Annotated in this window: 16 protein-coding genes and 1 pseudogene; 5 read left to right on the top strand and 12 right to left on the bottom strand. The window is 72.5% G+C overall.

Annotation, left to right across the window (positions count from 1 at the left end; translation table 11 throughout):
• Positions 1-79 precede the first annotated feature (79 nt).
• The 3 genes from OHB41_RS34750 to OHB41_RS34740 are packed head-to-tail and all read right to left on the bottom strand — an operon-like array spanning position 80 to position 3125.
• Entirely contained in the window at positions 80-1360 is a 1281-nt protein-coding gene (locus tag OHB41_RS34750; protein WP_266702604.1) for an ABC transporter substrate-binding protein, read from the bottom strand.
• Positions 1360-2193: a carbohydrate ABC transporter permease gene (locus OHB41_RS34745; RefSeq protein ID WP_266702602.1), complete on the bottom strand. Its 834-nt coding sequence runs from the start codon at positions 2191-2193 to the stop codon at positions 1360-1362. Before OHB41_RS34745 ends, OHB41_RS34750 begins: the two co-directional genes overlap by 1 nt.
• On the bottom strand, positions 2190-3125 hold the full coding sequence (locus tag OHB41_RS34740; RefSeq protein WP_266702600.1) for a carbohydrate ABC transporter permease: 936 nt from the start codon (positions 3123-3125) through the stop codon (positions 2190-2192). The genes OHB41_RS34745 and OHB41_RS34740 overlap by 4 nt, the downstream gene beginning before the upstream one ends.
• A 232-nt stretch (positions 3126-3357) precedes the next feature.
• On the opposite strand from OHB41_RS34740, the gene OHB41_RS34735 reads away from it, so the two are divergent.
• Positions 3358-4221 carry a phosphotransferase gene (locus OHB41_RS34735; protein WP_266702598.1) on the top strand — a complete coding sequence of 288 codons (864 nt, stop codon included), beginning with the start codon at positions 3358-3360 and terminating at the stop codon, positions 4219-4221.
• 245 nt (positions 4222-4466) lie between these two features.
• Here OHB41_RS34735 and OHB41_RS34730 read toward each other — a convergent pair whose 3' ends face one another.
• The 4 genes from OHB41_RS34730 to OHB41_RS34715 form a co-directional block, all read right to left on the bottom strand.
• The gene (locus tag OHB41_RS34730; protein ID WP_266702596.1) at positions 4467-5189 is read right to left on the bottom strand and encodes a 3'-5' exonuclease; all 723 of its coding nucleotides are present in this window, start codon (positions 5187-5189) and stop codon (positions 4467-4469) included.
• Positions 5190-5294: 105 nt separating this feature from the next.
• A complete protein-coding gene (locus OHB41_RS34725; RefSeq protein WP_266702594.1) occupies positions 5295-6533 on the bottom strand; it encodes a DUF5919 domain-containing protein in 1239 nt (412 codons plus the stop codon).
• A gap of 114 nt (positions 6534-6647) precedes the next feature.
• Positions 6648-7964 (bottom strand): copper amine oxidase, encoded by a 1317-nt coding sequence (locus OHB41_RS34720; protein WP_266702592.1) that lies wholly within the window; start codon positions 7962-7964, stop codon positions 6648-6650.
• 93 nt (positions 7965-8057) lie between these two features.
• Positions 8058-8867, bottom strand: a complete 810-nt coding sequence (locus tag OHB41_RS34715) for a Tat pathway signal sequence domain protein (RefSeq protein WP_266702590.1) — start codon at positions 8865-8867, stop codon at positions 8058-8060.
• Between the two features lie 178 nt (positions 8868-9045).
• Between OHB41_RS34715 and glgX the strand changes: the two genes are divergently transcribed.
• The 3 genes from glgX to OHB41_RS34700 all read left to right on the top strand — a co-directional run bounded on the left by glgX (position 9046) and on the right by OHB41_RS34700 (position 15432).
• On the top strand, positions 9046-11163 hold the full coding sequence (gene glgX / locus OHB41_RS34710) for a glycogen debranching protein GlgX (RefSeq protein WP_266702588.1): 2118 nt from the start codon (positions 9046-9048) through the stop codon (positions 11161-11163).
• Positions 11164-11456: 293 nt separating this feature from the next.
• Complete coding sequence (gene treY, locus OHB41_RS34705; protein WP_266702586.1) at positions 11457-13907, top strand: malto-oligosyltrehalose synthase; 2451 nt, start codon at positions 11457-11459, stop codon at positions 13905-13907.
• A 277-nt stretch (positions 13908-14184) separates the two neighbouring features.
• Positions 14185-15432: a M14 family zinc carboxypeptidase gene (locus tag OHB41_RS34700; RefSeq protein WP_266702584.1), complete on the top strand. Its 1248-nt coding sequence runs from the start codon at positions 14185-14187 to the stop codon at positions 15430-15432.
• A 1-nt stretch (position 15433) separates the two neighbouring features.
• Here the strand turns inward: OHB41_RS34700 and OHB41_RS34695 are convergent.
• The 3 genes and pseudogenes from OHB41_RS34695 to OHB41_RS34685 all read right to left on the bottom strand — a co-directional run bounded on the left by OHB41_RS34695 (position 15434) and on the right by OHB41_RS34685 (position 18270).
• Positions 15434-15935 (bottom strand): annotated as a pseudogene (locus OHB41_RS34695) (SSI family serine proteinase inhibitor).
• A gap of 127 nt (positions 15936-16062) precedes the next feature.
• The gene (locus tag OHB41_RS34690) at positions 16063-17430 is read right to left on the bottom strand and encodes a M14 family zinc carboxypeptidase (RefSeq protein WP_266702582.1); all 1368 of its coding nucleotides are present in this window, start codon (positions 17428-17430) and stop codon (positions 16063-16065) included.
• Positions 17431-17718: 288 nt separating this feature from the next.
• Positions 17719-18270 (bottom strand): FHA domain-containing protein, encoded by a 552-nt coding sequence (locus OHB41_RS34685; RefSeq protein ID WP_266702580.1) that lies wholly within the window; start codon positions 18268-18270, stop codon positions 17719-17721.
• A 193-nt stretch (positions 18271-18463) separates the two neighbouring features.
• On the opposite strand from OHB41_RS34685, the gene treZ reads away from it, so the two are divergent.
• Positions 18464-20209 (top strand): malto-oligosyltrehalose trehalohydrolase, encoded by a 1746-nt coding sequence (gene treZ / locus OHB41_RS34680; protein WP_266702578.1) that lies wholly within the window; start codon positions 18464-18466, stop codon positions 20207-20209.
• A gap of 51 nt (positions 20210-20260) precedes the next feature.
• On the opposite strand, the gene OHB41_RS34675 is transcribed toward treZ, so the two are convergent.
• A complete protein-coding gene (locus OHB41_RS34675) occupies positions 20261-21190 on the bottom strand; it encodes an aminoglycoside phosphotransferase family protein (protein ID WP_266702576.1) in 930 nt (309 codons plus the stop codon).
• Between the two features lie 29 nt (positions 21191-21219).
• On the bottom strand, positions 21220-22335 hold the full coding sequence (locus OHB41_RS34670) for an aminopeptidase P family protein (protein ID WP_266702574.1): 1116 nt from the start codon (positions 22333-22335) through the stop codon (positions 21220-21222).
• Between the last annotated feature and the right edge of the window lie 123 nt (positions 22336-22458).

Genomic DNA, 22458 nt, shown 5'->3' with positions numbered 1-22458 from the left:
TCAATCACCCGCGGCGCCGGACGCCCCGCGTCGGTACGTCGATCGGTACGTCGATCGGGTACGCAGCTCGGTACGCAGCTCAGCGCTGGTAGCGGGCCAGCACCAGGTTGCCGTCCCTGACCAGTCGTCTGCGGAGTTCGGCCAGGCCGATCGCCCCGCTGTAGTACTCCTGGAAGGCGGGGGTCGCGACCTTGTCCTTCCACTCGGGGTAGCCGCGCACGGACTGGGCGGGCGCCGGGCGGAGGTGCGAGGCGAGTGCGGTGCCCGTCGCCCAGCCGTCCTTGGCGGTGTGCAGGGCGGGGTCCCGCAGAGCCTGCGTCCCCGTGGGCAGCATCCAGTCCCCGAGCGCGAGCCGGACCATGTTCTTCGGGCGCAGCAGGAAGTCGATGAACGCGGCGGCCTCCTTCTTGTGCGGGCTGTCCGCCGCGACGGACAGGGTCTGCGGACTCACCCCCTGGGTGAGGCCGTCCGCGCCGGCCGGGGCGGGCAGCACCTGCCAGCGGAAGCCCTTGGGGGCCTGCTGCGCGATCTGCTGGCGGTAGGAGAACCCGAGCGGCACCATCGCGTACCTGCCGCCGAAGAACCCGGGCAGCGTGTCCGAGCCGCCCATGCCGAGCGTCGCGCCCGACGCGCTCCCGTCCGTGTTCACCTCGTCGTGCACGGTCTTCGGCACCACGGCGTCGGCCGCGCCGAAGCGCACGGTCACCTTGCCGTCCGGGCCCCGGTGGAACAGCCGGCCGCCCGCGGAGAGGGAGAGGTTGAGCGTCGCGGAGACCGGCTCCTTGAGCGGCCATGCGACACCGTAGGTGCCCTTGCCGCTCAGCCGCTTCGCGATCGTGCGGAACTCGCCCCAGCTCCACGGCCTTTCGGGGGTCGGGATGCGGACGCCCGACTTCTTCAGCCGCTCGGCGTCGGCGATCAGGACGCGCGGCTCCTGGAGGAACGGCACGCCGTAGACGCCTCCCCCGAAGGTCGCCGCCTCCCAGCTCCGCCGCGGGATGTCGGACGTGAGCCGCTCGGACAGCAGACCGCGCAGGTCGGCGAGATAACCGCCGTAGGCGAAGTCCGCGAGGTCGTCCGAGGCGTCGTGGATGATGTCCGGCGCCTCGCCGCCCTCGAAGGAGGTGAGCAGCTGATCGTGGACGCTGTCCCAACTCCCCTGCACGTACTCGACCTTGACGTCCGGATGGGCGGCGTTCCACTCCTTCACCAGTTCCTTGTTGGCGGCGACGGACTCCTGCTGCCAGGCGAGGGACTGGAAACGGAGGGTGATCACTCCTCTCGGTCCGCCCCCGCCGTCCGTGCACGAGGTGAGCAGCAGGCCGAGGACGGCCAGGACCACGAGCGTTCTCGTCCGCATCAGCTCTTCACCGCCCCGGCGAACATGCCGCCCGTGATCCGCTTCTGTATGACCGCGAAGACGACCAGCGACGGCAGGGTCGCGAGGAAGGACGCCGCGGCGAGGGGCCCGAGGTCCGCGACCCCTTCCGCCCCGATGAAGTGCGTCAGGACGACCGGCAGCGTCTGCTTCTGCGGTGTCTTGAGCAGGACGAGCGCGAAGAAGAACTCGTTCCACGCGCTGACGAAGGCGAACAGCGCCGTCGCCACGATGCCGGGGGCGAGCAGGGGCGCGGTGACGGAGACCAGCGTGCGCAGCCGTCCCGCCCCGTCGACCGCCGCGGCCTCCTCCAGCTCGGCGGGCACCGCCCGTACGTGGCCCACCAGCATCCACAGCGCGAACGGCAGCGCCCACACGACGTACACCATGACCAGCCCGGCGCGGGAGTCGATCAGGTGGAGGTCCTTGAGGATCAGGAACAGTGGAATGATCACTAGGACGAACGGGAACGCCTGGCTGACCACGACCCAGCCCGTGGCGGCCCTCGCGAGCGCGGTGCGTCCGCGGGCCATGACGTAGGCCATCGGGGTCGCGATCAGGACGGCGATCACCGCCGCGCCGAGCGCGGCGAGCAGGGAGTTGAGCGCGGCGTGCAGCAGGGGCTGCTCGTCGAAGGCCTGCCGGAAGTTGGCGAGGGTGGGGTGCCGGGGGATCCAGGTGGGGTGCAGGTCGGCCAGCTCGCGGGCCGGTTTGAACGCGGTGGAGATCAGCCACAGGAAGGGGAAGCCCAGGAAGACGAGGTAGCCCAGCAGGGCGAGGTACTGGCCCGCGCGGGCCCCCTTGCCGGTCCTCACGCCTCCTCACCTCCGCCCAGCCGGACCGCCAGCCGGATCGCGAGGATCACCGAGATCGCCGCGACCATCACACAGCCCATCGCCGCCGCGTAGCCGAACTGCCCGTAGCGGAAGGCCTCTTCGTACGCGAAGAGCATCGGCAGCCGGGTACGGCCGCCGGGGCCGCCGTTGGTCAGCACATAGACCAGGGCGAAGGAGTTGAAGTTCCAGATCAGGTTGAGGGCCGTGATGGCGAGCGCGACCGGTCTGAGGGCGGGCCAGGTGACGGTCAGGAAGCGGCGCCAGGCACTCGCGCCGTCCATCGCGGCCGCCTCGTGGAGTTCGCGCGGGGTGTTCTGCAGTCCGGCGAGCAGCGCGACCGTGGTCTGCGGCATACCGGCCCAGACACCGACGACGATCACCGCGGGCAGCGCGGTGCCGAGGCCGCTGAGCCAGTCCCGGCCGTCGCCGAGGCCGACGTCGCGCAGCGTCTCGTTGAGGACGCCCGCGTCCGGGTTGTAGACGAGCCGCCAGATGATGCCGACGACCACCTCGGGCATCGCCCACGGGACGATCGCCAGGGCGCGGGCGAGCCACCGGAAGCGGAGTTCCTGGTGGAGCAGGAGGGCGAGTCCGAGCGCGAGGAGGAACTGCGGCACGGTCACCCCGACCGCCCACAGCAGACCGATCCGGAACGAGTCCCAGAACAGGGTGTCGTGCAGCAGGTCCTGGAAGTTGAGGCCCCCGATCCACCGGGTGGGGGCGGTGCGGCCCGACTGGGAGTCGGTGAACGCCAGCGCGATCCCGTACAGCAGCGGTCCGACGCTGAGCACCAGGATCGGGATCAGCGCGGGCAGTACCAGGAACCAGGCCCCGTGGTCGAGGGGGCGGCCGTCCCCGCCGCGGCGGGGCGCGTGCCCGGCCGGCCGACTCGTCGCGCTCGCCAAGGTCATGGACACGGCTCCTTCGGGCGGGTCGTGCGGATCCGGCCGTCCCGGCGGCCCCCGTCATGGTCGTGAAGGCGGCGGGCACCGTCAAGACACCGTGCACGCGGCCCGACCTGTGCGAATGCGAGACTGGCGACGGATGGCGTGAACGCGACGCCGTGCGCGAGGGCCGGATGCGGACCGCGCCACGCGGACGCGAGGACCGCGCGGGCACCGCGCGAGGAGACGGAGACGACGGATGGACGAGGCACGGGCGCGGGACGTACTGGCCGCGGCGGACGTACTGCCGGGGCCGGCCGGGGAGGCCGCCCTCCTCGCTCTGGGCGAGAACGCGGTGTTCGCCGCCGGTGACCTGGTGGTCAAGGTGGGGCGGGACGCCGAACTCCTCGACCGTGCCCGGCGGGAGCTGGACATCGCGGCCTGGCTCGCCGAGGCGGACGTCCCCGCGGTGCGGGCGGCGGAGGCCGAGGCGCGGCTGGTGGACGGTCATCCGGTGACGGTGTGGCACCGGCTGCCCGCGCCCGTACGCCCCGCCGAGCCGCGCGATCTGGCCGAACTGCTCCGGGTGGTGCACGCGCTGCCCTCGCCCTCCTTCGCCCTGCCGCCCCGCGAGCTGCTGGGCGGTGTGGAGCGCTGGCTGCGTCTCGCGGGCGACGCGATCGACGCGCAGGACGCGGCCTTCCTGCGCGCCCGGCGCGACGGCTTCGCGGCCGCCGCCGCCGCTCTCACCCCGCACCTGCCGCCGGGCCCGATCCACGGGGACGCGCTGCCGCGCAACGTCCATGTCGGCCCCGACGGCCCGGTCCTGGTCGACCTGGAGACCTTCTCCGCCGATCTGCGCGAGCACGATCTGGTGGTCATGGCGCTCTCCCGGGACCGCTACGGGCTGCCCGAGGACGCGTACGACTCCTTCACCCGGGTCTACGGCTGGGACGTGCGCGGGTGGGAGGGCTGTTCCGTGCTGCGGGGTGCGCGGGAGACCGCCAGCTGCGCGTGGGTGGCCCAGCACGCGCCGGCCAGTCCCAAGGCGCTGGCCGAGTTCGAGCGGCGGGTGGCGTCGCTGCGGGACGGGGACGAATCGGTGCGCTGGTACCCGTTCTGAGCCCGTGGGTCACCGCGCGGGCCTGCCCGTGCTCGGGCGTGCCCACTGCCTGAGCCGGCACCCGTTCCGAACGCCGAGGGTTCCCGCTCCGGCCGTCCGCGCCGCCTGCCCGTCTGAGCCGATACCCGTTCTGGGCACCGCGGGTTCGCGCTCCGGCCGTCCTGTCGTCGTGTCCGCCTGCCTGCACCGGCATTCGGTCCGAGCACCGCGGGTCCTCGCTCGGGCCCGGCGGTCCGGGCGGGGTGTCAGACCCGCTCGTCGGCCAGGTCCCGCAGCGGCCAGGTGCCGTCGACCACCGCGTCCGCGTCGCCCTTGCGGCGCAGGAAGCTCTGGAAGTCCGCCGCCCACTCGGCGTACCACTCGATCTGGCGGCGGTGCAGCTCGGCCGGGCCGAGAGCGGCGACCTTCGGGTGCCGGCCGGCTATCGCCCCGGCGAGCCGGGCCGCGGCGAGGGCGTCGGCCGAGGCGTCGTGGGCCGCGCGCAGCTCCACCCCGTACTCCGTGCAGACCGCTTCGAGGTTGCGCTTGCCGCGGCGGTAGCGGTCGACGGAGCGATCGATGGTGTACGGGTCGATGACCGGGGCGGGGTCGCTCCCGCCGAGCCGCTCGCGCAGCGAGGGCAGTCCGTGCCTGCGCAGTTCGGCGGAGAGCAGGGTCAGGTCGAAGGCGGCGTTGTACGCGACCACCGGGACGCCCGTCTTCCAGTACCCGACGAGTACCTCCGCGATCGCGTCGGCGACCTGGTCGGCGGGGCGGCCCTCCGCGGTCGCCCGTTCGTTCGAGATCCCGTGCACCGCCACCGCGTCGGCCGGGATCCGTACGCCCGGATCGGCCAGCCATTCCCGGCGCCCCAGCGGTTCCCCGCTCTTGACCTCGATCACGGCGCCCGTGACGATGCGCGCCTCGCGCGGATCGGTACCGGTCGTCTCCAGGTCGAAGCCGATCAGCAGCTCCTGGTGCCAGCCCATCGGCGGCCCCCCTTCTTCGTGGTGCTTTCCCCCAGTGGTCTCCACGATCGCATGAGCCACTGACAACCCGAGGACCGCGTTCCGCTTCCGGGGGAGAGCGACACTTCAGGACACCGGCCGCGAATCAGCCCAGGCCACCTCGAACTCCTCGCGGTATGTCGGGAAGAGCCCTTCTTCGCCGATCTCGTCCGGTTTGACCACTCGGCCACCGCCGCGCAGCACGAGCACCGGCGCCTCCATGCCGCGGGCGCGACGCAGATACGACTGCACGACCGCGATGCCGTCGGAGCCGTCCCCGTCGACGAGATACGCCGTGAAGCGCGGTGTCTCGTCGTAGACCTGGATCTCGAACGCGCCCGGGTCACGCAGCCTGGCCCGCACCCTTCGCATGTGCAGGATGTTCATCTCGACGGCCCGGCTCAGTTCGCCCCGCTTGATGCCGAGTTCCCGCTCGCGGCGTTTGACCGCGCTGGAGGCCGGGTTGAGGAACAGCAGCCTGACCCGGCAGCCCGACTCGGCGAGCCGCACCAGCCGCCGCCCGGAGAAGTTCTGCACCAGCAGGTTCAGGCCGATGCCGATGGCGTCGAGGCGGCGGGCTCCGCCGAAGAGATCCTCCGCGGGGAACTGCCGCAGCAGCCGCACCCGGTCGGAGTGGACTCCGACCACGTCCGCGTACCGGTCGCCGACCAGGTCCTCGACGGCGTCGACGGGCAGCCGCCGCGCGGAGGGAGTGTCGCTGCCGGCGCCGAGTATCTCCAGGAGCTTCGCGGCGGCCCGCTCGGCCTGGCCCAGCACCGCCTCGGACAGGGCCCGGTTGCGCGAGACCACGTTGCGCGTGACTTCCAGCTCGTCCAGGGCGAGTTCGACGTCCCGGCGCTCGTCGAAGTAGGGCTCGAAGCACGGCCAGTGCTGCACCATCAGCTCGCGCAGCTGCGGCAGGGTGAGGAAGCTGAGCACGTTGTCGTCGGCGGGGTCGAGCAGGTACCCCTTGCGCCGGCTGACCTCGCGTACGGCGACCGCGCGCTGCACCCACTCCTGCCCGGCGGGGCCGGCCGCCGCGACCACCCAGTCGTCGCCGTGGACGGGTTCGTAGATGGGGCGCAGAACAGCGGCCACGACCGCGCGCAGCCGCTGTTCGACCAGGTTCAGCCAGATGTAGGCGCGCCCGGCCCGCTGGGCGCGCGTACGCACCTCGCGCCAGGCGTCGGCGCCCCAGTCCAGTTCCGGTCCAATGGATCCCATCTCCATCGGCCGTGCCAGGGACACCGCGCCGGGTGGGACATCTGTGGAGTTTCCCTCGTGACCCTCGTCACCAGGAGGCAACTCCAGCCCTCCCGAGCCCACCCGCGCACCGCCTTCCGCTCCCCCGAGCTCTCCCGTGGGGTCAGCCCCACTCAACGATCAAGGAAGGGTACTCCGGGAGCGGCGGGCGGTGCAGCCCGATGGACAGGTCGTTTCTCAACTACCGTTTTCAACATGCCCGTTCTGGTCGGCCAGCTCCGGCGGAGTGAGCGGATTCATAGCCGTGACGTCACGCGGAGCGATGGAGAAGCCCTGCCAGTGGACCGGCATGGGCTGCTGGTCCTCGTCGCGCGCGATGTGGTGGAAGCCGACGTTGACCCAGACGATGGGGTGGGTGAGGGTCTGCCCGTTGACGTACCTGTCGACGGACTTGCCCGCTCCCGCTCCGCAGTTGAGCAGGTTGTTGCTGGCGAACTGCTCGCACTTCTTGTACTCGGTGAAGTACAGGTCGTGCTTGGTGAAGCTGCGGCCGAGGTACTTGGTGGTGGCACCCTGGACGATCTCGTAGGAGCGGGCGTGGTTGTCCTTGTTCTTGCCGGTGTCGCTGACCACGCGCCACCAGCGCATGTTCTTGGCGTCGCCCGCGAGTTCCTTGGTGATCTTGGTGCGGGTGGTCTTGTTGGTCGGGCCCTCGTTGCCGTTGCGGGGCGGGCTGACCACGGAGTCGTACTGCTCGATCCTGTTCTTGGAGGAGCCGTCCAGGCCGAAGTCGAGCCGCCAGAAGACGTTGTGGCTGTGGCTGGTGGCGTAGGCCTTCGCGCCCTTGCCGATGGGCCAGCCGCGGCCGTCGCCCGCGTCGTAGTCGCCGGGCGAGAGGCTGCCGGTGGCACCGATGTTCATGTTGACGGTGCCGTCGTCCTGGAAGCGCCACTCGGTGATGTACTCGTACCAGCCGACCTTGTTGACGGTGTAGATCAACAGGTCCTTGCCCTGGGTCTGGTAGACCTTGTTCCCCGTGTCGGCCTCCATGCGGTAGGCGTGACCACGCGAACGGGTCGTGGTGCACAGGCCGTTGACGTTCGGGTGCTGCGGGTCCCAGGCGTTGGGGATCTTCACGTTCTTGATGGTGCCGCCGGGGCACTCGCCCGGCGCCATCTTCATCAGGCCCTGGCCGAACCCGGCGCCCGTGAGGTCGTCGTACTCGGCCTTGCCGTCGTCGTAGGGGACGTGGATCTGGCCGAGCTTGGCGCTGGTGAGGACCTTGATCGGCTGGGCCTCGCCCTTGGGCTGGTACGAGATGTTCTCCAGGACGAGCCCGGCCTCGCTCTCGTAGTGCCAGCACATGCGCCAGGTGGTGCCGGTGGAGAGCTTCTGCTCGATCTTGTAGGCCGTGCTGCAACTGGCGGCCGCCGGGGCGGACTTCGGCTGGGCGACGGCCGGACCCGCGGCCGTCGTCGCGCCGACGGCCAGCGCGGCCGCCGAAAGGCCCACCGCCGTCCGGCTGCGGGCACGGCTGTTCCTGTTCACGCGCATGACGAAGAGACTCCTCGCGAAAGCATGCAGAAGTAGGGAGTTGGAAAGGGTGAAGGTGAAGGCGGCGCCGCTTCTCGGAGGCGGACGCGGACGTCAGCCGAGCGTGCCGACCTTGCGGGCACTCAGATCGATCACCAGGTCACGGCTGTCGATCCAGGACCCGTTCCTGACCTTCGGGAAGAGCCTCACGCAGCGGTGCTCGCCGCACTTCGCGAGGAGGCCGGGCCGGGCGCCCGGGGTCGCCCGGTAGACCATGCTGTTCAGCGTGAGCTGGTCGGGCGAGGTGAGTTCCTTGCCGGTGGCGTCCTTGTAGTCGGCCCGCAGGCCCGCGCCGAGCGGGTCGGCGATGAGCAGCCTGGCCGCCTCGGTCATCTCGTCACGGCCCAGCGGCGGCTGGGTCCCGTGCTGGGTGTCCGTCCTCTCCACCTTGCCGGTGTCGAGGTTGACGGTCCTGGTGACGAGCGTGTCGTTCCCGTAGTCGTAGAACGTGACGTCCGCGCGGCGCGGCGCTCCGGGGTCGTCGAGTTCGTTCTCCTCGGGCTCGGCGAGGTCGACGCCGATGCGCTGCGGGCCGCGGTTCCCCTCGACGTTCTCGCTGGAGCCGAACAACTTCCGGTCCGCCGCGATCCGTTCGACCCGTGCCGTCTCGTCGTCGGTCAGCGGGTCACGGCCGGTGCCCTTGTCGCCCTGCGCCGGAGCCTGCTCCACGACGCCGGGCCGCGCGGCGGCCTGCCCCTGTTCCTGCTCCGAGCCCGCCCGCTGCGAGCCGGCCGGGCCCCGGCCCGATTCGTCGGCCCCCGCCGAGCCCGGCAGGGTGATCCCGACCATCACGGCCGTCCCGGCCACCGCGATGGCCGCACCCGCCACCACTTTTCCCAGATGGCGGTGCACTATCTTGCGCACATTTCCCCCTACTCCCCCTGTTTCTCTAGGAGCTTCTTGAGTACCACTGGTTCGGCATACGAGGTATGCCTGGTCAGCGGGTAAGAGGGACGTAAGTCATAGGAGGTTCCATCACTTTCGGGGAGACTCGCTTCGGAGTCGCCCCCCGGGGCGCGGCACTACTGGGAGAGTCGTATCCATGCAGGTCTGGCCTGGTGAGGCATATCCACTCGGTGCCACGTACGACGGCGCCGGTACCAATTTCGCGGTCTTCTCGGAGGCCGCCGACCGGATCGAGCTGTGTCTGCTGCACGACGACGGCTCGGAGACGGCGGTGGAACTGCGCGAGAGCGACGCGTTCGTACGGCACGCGTATCTGCCCGGGATCATGCCCGGGCAGCGGTACGGGTTCCGGGTGCACGGGCCGTACGCGCCCGAGCGCGGACAGCGCGTCAACTCCGCCAAGCTGCTGCTCGATCCGTACGCACGTGCGATAAGTGGCTCGATCACCTGGGGCGAGGAGGTGTACGGCTACCCCTTCGGGTCCCCCGACAAGCGCAACGACCTGGACTCGGCGCCGCACACCATGACGTCGGTCGTGGTCAACCCGTACTTCGACTGGGGGGACGACCGGCGCCCGCGCACCGAGTACCACCACACCGTGATCTACGAGGCCCATGTGAAGGGCCTCACGATGCAGCATCCGGCACTGCCCGACGAACTGCGCGGCACGTACGCGGCCCTCGCACACCCCGCGATCATCGAACACCTGACGGAACTGGGGGTGACGGCACTGGAGCTGATGCCGGTGCACCAGTTCGTGAACGACCACCGCCTGGTGGAGATGGGGCTCAACAACTACTGGGGCTACAACACCATCGGCTTCTTCGCCCCGCACAACACGTACGCCTCCTGGGGCGACCGCGGCCAGCAGGTCCTGGAGTTCAAGTCGGCGGTCCGGGCGCTGCACGAGGCCGGGATCGAGGTCATCCTCGACGTGGTCTACAACCACACGGCCGAGGGCAACCACCTGGGCCCGACGCTGTCCTTCCGCGGCCTCGACAACGCCTCGTACTACCGTCTGGCGGACGATCCGCGCTACTACATGGACACCACGGGGACCGGCAACTCCCTCCTGATGCGTTCCCCGCACGTGCTCCAGCTGATCATGGACTCGCTGCGTTACTGGGTCACCGAGATGCACGTCGACGGCTTCCGCTTCGACCTCGCGGCCACCCTCGCCCGGCAGTTCCACGAGGTGGACCGGCTGTCGTCCTTCTTCGACCTGGTGCAGCAGGACCCGGTGGTCTCCCAGGTGAAGCTGATCGCCGAGCCCTGGGACGTCGGCGAGGGCGGCTACCAGGTGGGCAACTTCCCACCCCTGTGGACGGAGTGGAACGGCAAGTACCGCGACACCGTACGCGACCTGTGGCGCGGCGAGCCCCGCACGCTCGCCGAGTTCGCCTCCCGGCTGACGGGTTCGTCGGACCTCTACCAGGACGACGGCCGCCGCCCGCTCGCCTCCATCAACTTCGTCACCTGCCACGACGGGTTCACGCTCAACGACCTCGTCTCCTACAACAACAAGCGCAACCAGGCCAACGGAGAGGACAACCGCGACGGCGAGAGCCACAACCGCTCGTGGAACTGCGGCGCCGAGGGCGAGACCGACGACGAGACCGTGCTCGCCCTGCGGGCCCGTCAGATGCGCAACATCATCGCGACGCTGATGCTCTCCCAGGGTGTGCCGATGCTCAGCCACGGCGACGAGTTCGCCCGCACCCAGGGCGGCAACAACAACGCGTACTGCCAGGACAGCGAACTCGCCTGGGTGCCGTGGCCGCAGGACGGCGGCGAACTGCTCGACTTCACACGCGCGATGGTGTGGCTGCGCCGCGACCACCCGGTCTTCCGGCGCCGCCGCTTCTTCCACGGCCGTCCCGTCCAGGGCACGCACGACGAACTGTCCGACATCGCGTGGTTCACCCCGGCGGGCACCGAGATGACCCAGCAGGACTGGGGTTCGACGCAGACCCACGCGCTGTCCGTCTTCCTCAACGGCAACGCGATCTCCGAACCGGGCCCGCGCGGGGAGCACATCGCCGACGACTCCTTCCTGCTCATGTTCAACGCCTCGCCGCGAACACTGGAGTTCGTGGTGCCCGTCGACCACGGACGGCAGTGGCAGGTGGTGGTCGACACCGCCCTGCCGGAGGGGCCGGTGCCGGGCACGGGCGCCAAGGTCCAGGCCGGCGACCGGCTGACGCTGATCGACCGGAGCGTGACGGTGCTGCAACGGCCCGCCCAGGATCTCTGACCCTTCGCGCCGGACCGGCGGACGGCGGGGCGGGCGGGCGCGGACCGGGAAACCGTGCCCGGGGGCCGTCCGGCCGCCCCACCGTCCCGCCGTCCCGGCCGTCCGGCCGATCCCGACCGTCCGTCCGACCCCGACCCTCCGTCCGACCCCGTCCGGACGGTTCCCGGGCGGCTCCTGCCGAGGACGCGGGGCACGCGCGCGGGGGTCTTCCCGTGTCCGGGACCCGGCACCACAGGGACCCGGATGCGGGCGCCGATGTCACGAAACCGGGCGAGAGGGGTACGTAGGTTTCCATGACACCTGAGCGTCCCGAACGGGAGATCCCGGACTCCATGGTTCCCGCCGCGCCGACCGCCACGTACCGGCTCCAACTGCAACCGGAGTTCCCCTTCGCGGCCGCCGAGGCCGCCGTGCCGTACCTGGCCTCGCTCGGGGTCTCCCATCTGCACCTGTCCCCCGTCCTGGAGGCCCTCCCCGGCTCGGCGCACGGCTACGACGTGGTGGACCACACGCGCGTACGGGCGGAACTGGGCGGCGAGCCGGGACTGCGCTCCCTGGCCCGCACCGCGCACACGTACGGGCTCGGTCTGGTCGTGGACATCGTGCCCAACCACATGGCCATGGCCCCGCGCCACAACCGCCCGCTGTGGGAGGTACTGCGCGAGGGGCCCGAGTCGCCGTACGCGCGCTGGTTCGACATCGACTGGGACGCGCAGGGCGGCCGGCTGCTGCTGCCGGTGCTCGGGGGCCGGCTCGGCACGGAGATCGACCGGTTCAAGATGGACGGCGACGTACTGCGCTACTACGACCACGAGTTTCCGCTGCGCGAGGGCACGCGGGAGCTGCCGCTGCCCCAGCTCCTGGACGCGCAGTGGTACCGCCCGACCTGGTGGCGCCTGGCCCGCACCGAACTGAACTACCGCCGCTTCTTCAGCATTTCGGAACTCATCGGAGTCCGCGTCGAGGACCCGGAGGTGTTCGCGGCGACCCACGGCAAGATCCTGGAGCTGATGGCCGACGGCGTGGTCGAGGGACTGCGAGTCGACCATCCGGACGGCCTGGCGGACCCGGACGCGTATCTGCGCCGCCTGCACGAGGCGACCGGCGGACGCTGGACGGTCGTCGAGAAGATCCTCGCGGACGGTGAGCCGCTGCCCTCCGCCTGGCCCGTCGCGGGCACCACCGGCTACGACGCGCTGCGGCAGGTCGACGGCCTCTTCGCGGACCCGGCAGGGGCGGATGAACTCCTGGGCCAGTACCGGAGGTTCGCGGCTCCACGGGCCGACCTGGGCGGCTCCTGGGATGCGACGGTGCGCCGGGCGGCGTACAAGGTGATCACCCACGAGCTGGCCACCGAGTTCGACCGTCTCACGCGTGTGGCGGAGCGCCTGTGCGCCCGCTCCTTCGACCCCGGGCTGCGCGACCACGCTCCCTGGGCCCTGGGCACCGCGCTGCGCGAGCTGCTCGTGCGGGTCGACGTGTACCGGCCGTATCCCTCCACGGACGCCTCCGAGGTCGTCACCGCGGAGGCCGCCGCCGAGGCCCGCGCGGTCTTCACCGTGCCGGAGGAGGCGCACGCCGTGGACGTCGTACGGAACCTGGTGCTCGGGCGCGGCGGGGACGGGCCGGAGCACGCGGAGTTCCGGGCGCGGTTCGCCCAGACCTCGTCCGCGCTGCGCGCGAAGTCCGTGGAGGACACGGCGTTCTACCGCTACGTGCCCCTGCTGTCGGCCAACGAGGTGGGCGGCGACCCGGGAGCGCCCGCCGTGTCCCCGGAGGACTTCCACGCCTACTGCGCGCGCGTGCAGCGCGACTGGCCCGGCACCGGGACGGCCCTGTCCACCCACGACACGAAGCGCAGCGCCGACGTACGCGCGGCCCTGTCCGTGCTCACCCAGTGCCCGCGCCGGTGGGGCGACCTCCTGGCCGAGGTGACGCCGGAGGGGGCGGCGGGCGTTCCCGATCCCCAGCTGGCGTGGGCCGCGTGGCAGACGGTGTTCGGGCTGGGCCACGCCGACCCGGACCGCGTCCAGGGCGCGCTGTTGAAGCACGTCCGGGAGGCGGGGCTGCACACCGCCTGGACCGAGCAGGACCCGGCGTACGAGGCGGCGGTCGCGGCGTTCGTCGCGGCGGGCCCGTGCGGGGCGCCGGGGCGGCACGTGGCCGACTTCAGGGCAGGGCTCGCGCCGCACGTCCGGGCGAACGTCCTGGGGGCCGCCCTGGTGCAGCTCACCATGCCGGGGGTGCCGGACGTGTACCAGGGCACCGAGGAGGAGTACCTGGCGCTGGTGGACCCGGACAACCGGAGGCCGTTCGCACCGCCCCGACCGTCCTCGCAGCGGCCGTCGGCGCGGGGCACCGCCGGGGTCTCCGAGAAAGCCGCGCTCACCACGGCGGCGCTCCGGCTGCGCGGGCGGCGCCCGGACGTCTTCGGCGACACGGCCACGTACGCGCCGCTGACCGCGGAGGGTCCGGGTGCCGCGCACTGTGTGGCGTTCGTGCGCTCCGGGGAGGTGGTCTCGGCCGTCACCCGGCTGTCGCTGCGGCTGGCGGACGAGGGCGGCTGGCGCGACACACGTCTCGCGCTGCCCGCGGGACGCTGGACGGACCTGCTCGCTCCGGGACGGGAGTTCACGGGGCACGCGCGCGTGGCGGAGCTCTTCGAGCGGTCGCCGGTGGCGCTGCTGGAACGCGTCGCTGAGGACGGCCCCGCGGGCCCCGCGGGCTCCGCGGCGAGCGGCTGACATCAGGGCCGCCGCGACGGGCCGAACGCCCGGGGCCGGGCACGGAGCGCGGCCCCCCGTACGCCCGTACGGGTGATGTCGGGGCTCGCCGCCGGGCCCCGGCCCGCCCGGGAGGATCGACGAACGCCCCGGCACGACCTCCCTCTTCCGGCGGTGCGCGCCCCCGCTGCCGGCGGTGGACGCCACCTGGCGCGCCCGGCGCCGCCCCGCCTCTGCTTGACAGGTGCCGCAGTCCGTGGAGTACTGCGGAAAGCGATGCAGGGCGGACAAGTCGGGGGTGAGTCTCCTGCAGGAGCTGCGCTACCCCAGTGTGACCGAAATCGTCGCGTCCGCACGGGCGTTGGCGGCCCACCGGCCCGGCCTGTGCACGCTCAGACAGATCGGTGTCTCACGCGCGGGCAGGCCGCTCCACCTGTTGTCCGTCGGTCACGCGCGGCGCGCGGTCCTCGTCGTCGCGGGCGCCCACGCCAACGAGCCGGCCGGTGGTTCGACGCTCCTGTCACTGGCCGAACGCGTCCTGTACGACGTGGAGTTGCGGTCCGACACCTCCTGGCACTTCCTGCTCTGCGCGGACCCGGACGGGGCGAGTCTGCATGTGACGCCGGCGCCGCGCACCCTGCTCGACTACCACCTCGGTTTCTTCCGTCCGGCGGGACCCGAGCAGCCGGAGTGGTCGCCGTCCGTACTGCCGCCCGACCGGCTGCCGCCGGAGACCCGCGCCCTCACCCGGGTCATCGACGAACTGCGGCCCTACCTCCAGGCGACCCTGCACGGCACCGATCTCGGCGGCAGCTGGGTGCAGTTGACCAAGGACATCCCCGGGCTCGCCGAGCCGTTCGCCAAGTCCGCGGCGGAGCTGCACATCCCGGTGGAGACGGGAGCGTCGGACGCCGCGGGCTGGCCGGCCTCCGGGCCCGGGGTGCACGTGATGCCGGCCCCCGGCTCGGACGCGGCCTATCCGAGCATGCCCGACGACGCGCGGCACAGCACCTGGTACCACGCGCACCGGTACGGGGGGCTGACGGCGGTCGTCGAGGTCCCGATGTGGGCCAGCGATCTGGTGGCCGACCCCGCGCCGCACCCGGCACCGGCAGCGGCGATGCGGGGTCTGGCGCACCGGCTGCGGCGGGACGCGCGTCAGGTGGAGACCGTGCTGACGGAGGTCATGGCGCGGCTGCCCGGTCCCGACGGGCCGCTCCTGCGGGCCGCCAAGTGGGCTCTGGAGCTGGTGCCGGGGCTGGCCGACGACTGGGTCCGGACGCCGCCGGCGGACACCACCAGGGCGTACGTCGGCAGCGTGGACGCGTTCGGGCGCCGGCTGCCGCTGCGGGCCGCGGCGATGCTGCTGCGCGTCCTCCAGGAGGTCGACGACCGGGCGGCGCCGCGCCTCGAACGTCTTGTCGCCTCCTGGAGCGACGCCTTCGCCGAACGCTTCGGCGCCCGCTGGGTCCCCTTGGAGCATCAGGTCGAGCACCAGTCCCGCACGGTGGTCGCCGCGGCCCTGCACGCACGCGACGTGGCCTGAGCTACTCCCCCAGCGCGAACACGGCGCCCGTGGCGGCACCCATCACGCAGGAGTTCGCGAAGGTGTGCGCGTAGGTGACCGGTCGGCCGTTCCACTCGCCGCGCGGCGGCGCTGACCGGTGCGTAGATCATGGGGCACAGGACGCCCGGCGTGACCGGGATCCGGCCGATGTCCCCCTCGGCGGCGGCGAGTTCCGCGCAGGCCTCCGCCGCGTGGGGGTGGCCCTGGGGCGGGTCGCAGAGCAGGAGCGTGCCGCGGGTGCCGGTGCCGGGGGTGATCTCTGCTCGGAGGCGTGCTCGGGCGGCTACTCGGACGGGCGCTCCGACGGATGCTCGCAGGGGTGGGAGGGCTTGGGGAGAGGCCTCGCCGCGGGTGACCGTGAGGCGGAGCCAATTTCCGGGGACGGGCCGGTGGGTCGTCGCCGGGACCGGTGCCGGTACGGAGGCCGATGCTCGGTTCGGTACGGCGGCCGATGCTGGGGTCGGTACGGCGGCCGAGGTCAAGGCAGGGGCGGAGGCCGGGGCCGGTGCCTGTGCCGATGCCGGAATCGGTGCCGGTGCCGCGGCGGCGGTGAGCGGGGCCGCCGAGGCCAGCAGGCGGGCGCGCCGCGCACCGCTTCGGTGGTTCTCGTCATTCCCGGTGCATCGGCAGTGCGGCCTGTGAACTCCACCCCGTCTCACCCGAAGGCGAGCCCACCGGTGCGTACCGCCCGGCGAGTTCGAACGCGGCGATCACCACGCGCGCCTGGTACTCGACCTGGCGTGCGACCGGGATCCAGCGTGCCCCGCAGCCTTCGCGGTAGTCGGCGCACCAGGCGTCGATCAGCCGGTCCAGCTCCGGCAGCGCCTTGCGCGGGTCGCGCCCGGAACCGGTGACGAGCTGGTGCAGCAGACCGGCCGTGCGCAGGGCGACCCGGCGCCCGGCGAGGCGCAGGGACGTCAGCCGGGCGGTGCCGAGCGACGGCAGGGGCCGCGAACCGGAGTCCCGCAGATCGGGGTCCCAGGAGTCCGCGAGGCCGGGGCCGACCAGTAAATAGTCGTCGACCGGCGCGAGGAGGCGGGCCGCGTCCGGAGCGGTGCCGAGACCGGGACGCACGCGCGCGAGGATGCCCTCGAGAAGGCGTGTGTCGTGGCGCAGCGTGTGGCTGACGGAGCGCAGCACCGCGTCGGTGTCGGCGGGCCGGGTGGCGTCCTCCACGGCCGCCACACCCCACATGGGTGCCTCGACGACCGCCGTGACGGTGCCGTGGCGGTGCGGGTGGAACCAGGTGGACTCCACCGCGGCCTCGGTGATCGCGGCGGCCAGGTCGCCGCGGTGCGGCGGTGGGATGCGGTAGACGGCGGGCCCGAGGGGCGGCCAGTACAGGGTGTCGTACGGTCCGAGCTCGCGCGGGATGCCGAGCCGCGCGGCGGTGTGGGCGACGCGCTGGGCGAGGCCGGGCAGCTCGCGGGTCAGCTCGACGAAGGCGCCGCCGACGTCGACGCCGTGCAGGGAGCACTGGAAGAAGGGCCGCAGTTCGTCCTGGAGGTCGAGGAGGGCGCGGGTCTCGGGCAGGGTCACGGCGTCCGTGCCCTCGGGCAGCCACTCGGGCTGTTCGAGGAAGCCGGGCCGGAAGAAGTGCCGGAAGTAGCGGCCGAGGGTGTACGGGCCGGACAGCCAGGCCTCGTTGCGGCGGGAGCCGTCGGGGTCGAGGCAGAGCAGCAGGTTCCAGGTGGCGTCCGCGCCGTCGCGCAGCCGGGGGTCGGCGAGCACCCGTTCCGCGAGGCGGAGGACCGTGGCGCCGCCCACCGGCTCGTTGGCGTGCGGTCCGGCGACGACGAGGGCCTGGCGGTCGCCGTGCCCGACGGAGAGGAGCCAGAGGGGTGTGCCCGCCCGGGACGTGCCCACGCGGCGCAGCCGGGCGTCCCTCGGACGGCGGGCGACGAGCGCGGCGGCACGGGCACCCAGCTCGTCCACGGTCGGGTAGCGGAGGAGTGGCGGCAGGGCGCACCTCCACACATGTGGTGCCGTCGCTTCACCTGATGTACACGGTGTACACACAGTCAGTCACGACTGTGAAGGTACGTCAACACCGCGGAACACAAGGGAAGGCGACGAAATCGCTGAGTGAAACCAAGGCCAGAGCTCGGTCCGACCGTGCGAGAGGTTGTGAGGATCGGACGGACGGCGAGTATCGGGCAGATCATCCGGATCACGGCAGATCAGGTCGGATCAGGCGGATCGGGAGGATCAGGCGGCTCAGTCCGGGTCGGCCGGATCGGTCGGATCGGTGGCCGGCCGGTCGGATCAGGAGGACGACAGCCGGAAGAACATCCGCCCGAAACCGATCTGGTCGCCGTCCTGGACGACGGCCGCGCCGATCACCCGCCGTCCGTTGACCGTCGTCCCGTTGGTCGACCCCAGGTCGCGCACCACCCACAGGCCGCCCTGGCGGCTCAGCTCCGCGTGGATCCGCGACACCGTCTCGTGGTTGAGCCGCAGTCCGCTGGCGGGGTCGCGGCCGATCCGCAACGGGTAGCCGTTGCCCGGGTGCGGCAGCAGCAGCTTCGGAAGCCGCTCGGCCTGCCAGGCCCTGCGCACCCGTACGGTGAAGCCGGAGACGGCCTCGACAGTGCCGAACACCAGCCTCGACCAGCGGCCCTCGGTGGTCAGGTCGGCGGTGAGCGCGGCGAGCTCGTCGGACCGGCGGGCGGAGAGCGCCAGCTCCATGCGATGGATGAACGTGTCGTGCGAGAGACGTCCGAGAGCGACGCCGTCACGGAGGGCCTTCAGCGCCCGGTCGCGTTCCGCGTCGGACAACCGCGCGGGGTACGTGTGGAACTCGAAAGACGACGTCACGCAGGTGATTGTCGGCCAGGAGGCGCGGGGTGTCCAGAAGACCCGGAAACAGCCGTCGCCACCGACGTGTTCCCGCCACGCGTCCATCACGTGGCGAACGCGCGGCAAATGGGTGGAGAGGAGCGCGAATCGATCTCGTGTGCCGCACCATGGACGGGCTACGTCACGGAGAGCGGACAAGGGGGAACCGTCAGTGCGGTTCGAGGTGTGGGCACCGCAGGCCGACCGGGTGGCACTCCACTGCGAGGGCGCCACGAGCGCGCTGGAGCGCGATCCGGAGCGCGCCGGGTGGTGGACGGGAGACGCGGAGGCGCGGGACGGGACGCGCTACGGGTTCACGGTGGACGACGGCCCCGTACTGCCCGATCCGCGCTCGCGGCGGCAGCCGGACGGCCCCGACGGGCTGAGCGCGGTGGTCGCCCAGGACCGGTACGCCTGGCGCGCCGAGTGGGCCGGGCGTCCGCTGCCGGGCGCGGTCCTGTACGAGCTGCACGTGGGGACGTACACCCCCGAGGGCACCCTGGACTCGGCCGCCGAGCGCCTCGGGCATCTCGCCGAACTGGGCGTCACACACGTCGAGTTGATGCCGCTGTGCCCGTTCCCCGGGCGGCACGGCTGGGGCTACGAGGGTGTCTCGCTGTGGGCGGTGCACGAGCCGTACGGCGGCCCCGAGGCGCTGAAGCGCTTCGTGGACCGGGCGCACGAGCTGGGCCTCGGCGTCGTCCTCGACGTCGTGCACAACCACCTCGGGCCGTCCGGGAACCACCTGCCCGCGTTCGGGCCGTACTTCACGGACACCCATCAGACGCCCTGGGGCTCGGCCGTGAACCTGGACGCACCCGGTTCGGACGAGGTGCGGGCGTATCTCGTCGGCAGCGCGCTGGCGTGGCTGCGGGACTTCCGTCTCGACGGGCTGCGGCTGGACGCGGTGCACGCGCTGCGCGACACCCGCGCGCTGCACTTCCTGGAGGAGTTGTCCACGGCCGTGGACACGCTCGCCGACGAGCTGGGGCGGCCGCTCTGCCTGATCGCCGAGTCGGACCTGAACGACCCTCGGCTGATCTCCTCCCGCGAGGAGGGCGGCCTCGGGCTGCACGCCCAGTGGAACGACGACTTCCACCACGCGCTGCACACCACACTGACCGGTGAGGCACAGGGCTACTACGCGGACTTCGCGCGGCCCCCGTTCGCGGCCCTCGCCAAGACGCTGACGTCGGGCTACTTCCACGACGGCACCTATTCGAGCTTCCGCGGGCGACACCACGGCCGCCCGCTCGACCGTACCCGGGTCTCGGCGCACCGACTGCTCGGCTACTCCCAGACCCACGACCAGATCGGCAACCGCGCCCAGGGTGACCGGCTTTCGGCGTCGCTCTCCCCCGGCCTGCTGGCCTGCGCAGCCGCGCTGACGCTGACCGGGCCCTTCACCCCGATGCTGTTCATGGGTGAGGAGTGGGCCGCCGGCACACCCTGGCAGTTCTTCACCGACCACACGGATCCCGAACTCGCGGAGGCCGTACGACGCGGCAGACGCCGGGAGTTCGCGGCGCACGGCTGGGCGGAGGAGGACGTCCCCGACCCGCAGGACCCGGCGACACGGGAGCGTTCCTGTCTGGACTGGTCGGAGCCCGAGAAGGCGGTCCACGCGCGCGTGCTGGCCTGGTACCGCGATCTGATCGCCCTGCGCCGGCGGCACCCCGACCTCTCGGACCCCGATCTCGCCGCTGTCAGGATCGCCCACGACGAGGGGGGCCGTTGGCTCGCCCTGCGGCGCGGGGACGTCCGGGTGGCGGTGAACCTCGGCAAGGAGGCGGCCGGGATCCCGCTCGGCCTGCGCCAGGCACGCGTGCTGGCCGCGTGGGAGCCGGTGCGGACACCGGACGCGGACGGACTGCTGAGCGTCCCCGGCGAGTCGTGCGTGGTGCTGACGCAGGCGTGAGAACGCGGACGCCGGCCTGCGCGGACCGGCGGCGTGCGGGCTGCCGGGGGCTCAGTCGTCGCCCGGCAGTTCCGTGACCCGTTCCAGGAGGATCGACTCCCAGGCGCGGTGGAGTTGCGTCCGCAGCGGGGCCAAGGAGCTGTCGTCCCGCCCCGCGAGCCGGTCGGCGAGCCGGATCACCGTGTCGCAGCGGGCCAGCCACAGGCCGCGCAGGCAGGGGCGGGCGCCGTACCCGGCGAGGGTGGCGGCGCGTACCGCGGCGGGAGCCCCGACGGCCGCGGCGAGCCCGGCGATGTCCTCGGCGGGGTCCCCGAGGACCGCGCCGGTCCAGTCGAGGACGCCCCGCACCCGCCCGTCCGCGCTCACCACCAGGTGCTCCCCCCTGAGAGCGTGGTGCACGAGGACGGCGGCCCCGGTCTGGGCGGCGAGCTGGACGGCGGCGGCCGCGGTGAGCTGCGCGAGGTTCCCGGGGTCGAACTCGTCCTCGGCGGCCAGCCGCTCGGCTGCCCCCTCGGCGGCCGTCCGCAGCTCCTCCAGGGAGCGCGGCTCGGCACGGGGCACACCGAGCGCCTCCGCCTGCCGTACGGGCACCTCGCGCAGTCCGGTGAGCAGACCGGCCAGGTCCGCCTCCCCGACGGCCGAGACGTCCTGCACCTCGCCGGAGCGCCCGGGCAGTCTGGTGTCCAGCGTGTAGGCCAGACCGACCGCCCAGTCGCCGTGCGCGACGCACTCCGGCACGGGGACACCGACCAGCGGACGGACCAGGTCGCGCACCCTCAGTTCCCGGCGTCCGCGCATCGCGGCCTCGCGGTCCCGGGTGAACCGCAGCACGTGCCGGCGGCCGACCCACCAGGTGGAGTGCTCGCCGCCCTCGGTCACGGGCCGCACCTCGGGCCCCGCGTCGGCCGGCTCGCTGTCGGCGATCAGTGAACGGACCAGTCGGCGGACGGTGTCCGCGGTCGGTGCGGGTGCCTGGGTCATGGTCGCGCCGTGGTGCTCCCGGTGGCCGGTCAGTCGACGATCGCCATCTCGCGGGACGTGGTGTTGAGGCGCCATCCGCCCTCCTCGGTCACCGTCACGATGTCCTCGATGCGCACCCCGAAGCGGCCGGGCAGATAGATGCCGGGCTCCACCGAGAAGCACATCCCGGGTACGAGGGGCTGCTCCTCGCCCTCGATCATGTAGGGCGGTTCGTGCGTGGTGACGCCGATGCCGTGCCCGGTGCGGTGGATGAAGCGGTCTCCGTATCCCGCCTCGGCGACGACCGCGCGGGCCGCCCGGTCGACGTCCTGGCAGGCGGCCCCCGGCCGGACCGCAGCGACGCCCGCCTCCTGGGCCGCGCGCACCACGTCGTGGACCTCGCGCTCCTCGGCGTCCGGTTCGCCGACGTGGACCGTGCGGGAGGTGTCGGAGCCGTAGCCGTGCTTGAGGCCGCCGCAGTCGAGGACGACCATGTCGCCGCGCTCGATCACACGGTCGCCCGCCTCGTGGTGCGGGTTGGCACCGTTGGGCCCCGAGGCGACGATCGTGAAGTCGACCTGGGAGTGCCCGAACTGCCGGAGCAGATCGGCGATGTCGGCGGCGACATCGGTCTCCCGGCGTCCCCCGAAGGGAACCTTCCGGATCTCCTCGTACGTCGCGTCGGCGGCCTCGCCCGCCGCCGCCAGCCGCTCCAGTTCCGCCGCGTCCTTGACGGCGCGGAGCATCGGAAGGGCTTCGGTGAGGGCGACGTAGCGGGAATCCGGCAGCCGCTTCTGGAGACCGAGCAGGTGCAGTGCCCAGCCGTTGTCGCTGACGCCGAAGCGGCCGCTGCCGTCGACGAGCGACGCGGTGGCCTCGTACGGGTCCTTGCCGTCGGTCCAGTCACGGAGGGTCAGCGTGGGTGCCGCGGCCGCCGCGTCCGGGGCCTCCAGGGTGGGCACCACCAGCACGGGGTCCTGTCCGGCCCGCAGCACGAGCAGGGTGAGCCGCTCGGTCTCCACCGGCCGGTAGCCGGTCAGCCACACCAGGTCGGGCCCGGGGGCGACCAGGAGGCCGTCGAGTCCGGCCTCCGTGGCGGCCCCGGCCGCGCGCCGCATACGGGCCTCGTAGTCACCGGCGGTGAAGGGTGTGGGCGTGCCGGTCATCCATGCCTCCGCATGTCCGAGTTCCCCCAGGGGCCACGGGCAGCATCCTGCCCCTTCGCCGTGGTCCTCGCGAGCCGCTCGCGACGGCCGCGGAGCCGTTCCGGGGGTCTTATGGACGATGGT

Origin of the sequence: Streptomyces sp. NBC_01571 (assembly GCF_026339875.1) — a bacterium.
Taxonomy (GTDB): Bacteria; Actinomycetota; Actinomycetes; order Streptomycetales; family Streptomycetaceae; genus Streptomyces.
This window is presented reverse-complemented; position numbering and strand designations above follow the sequence as displayed.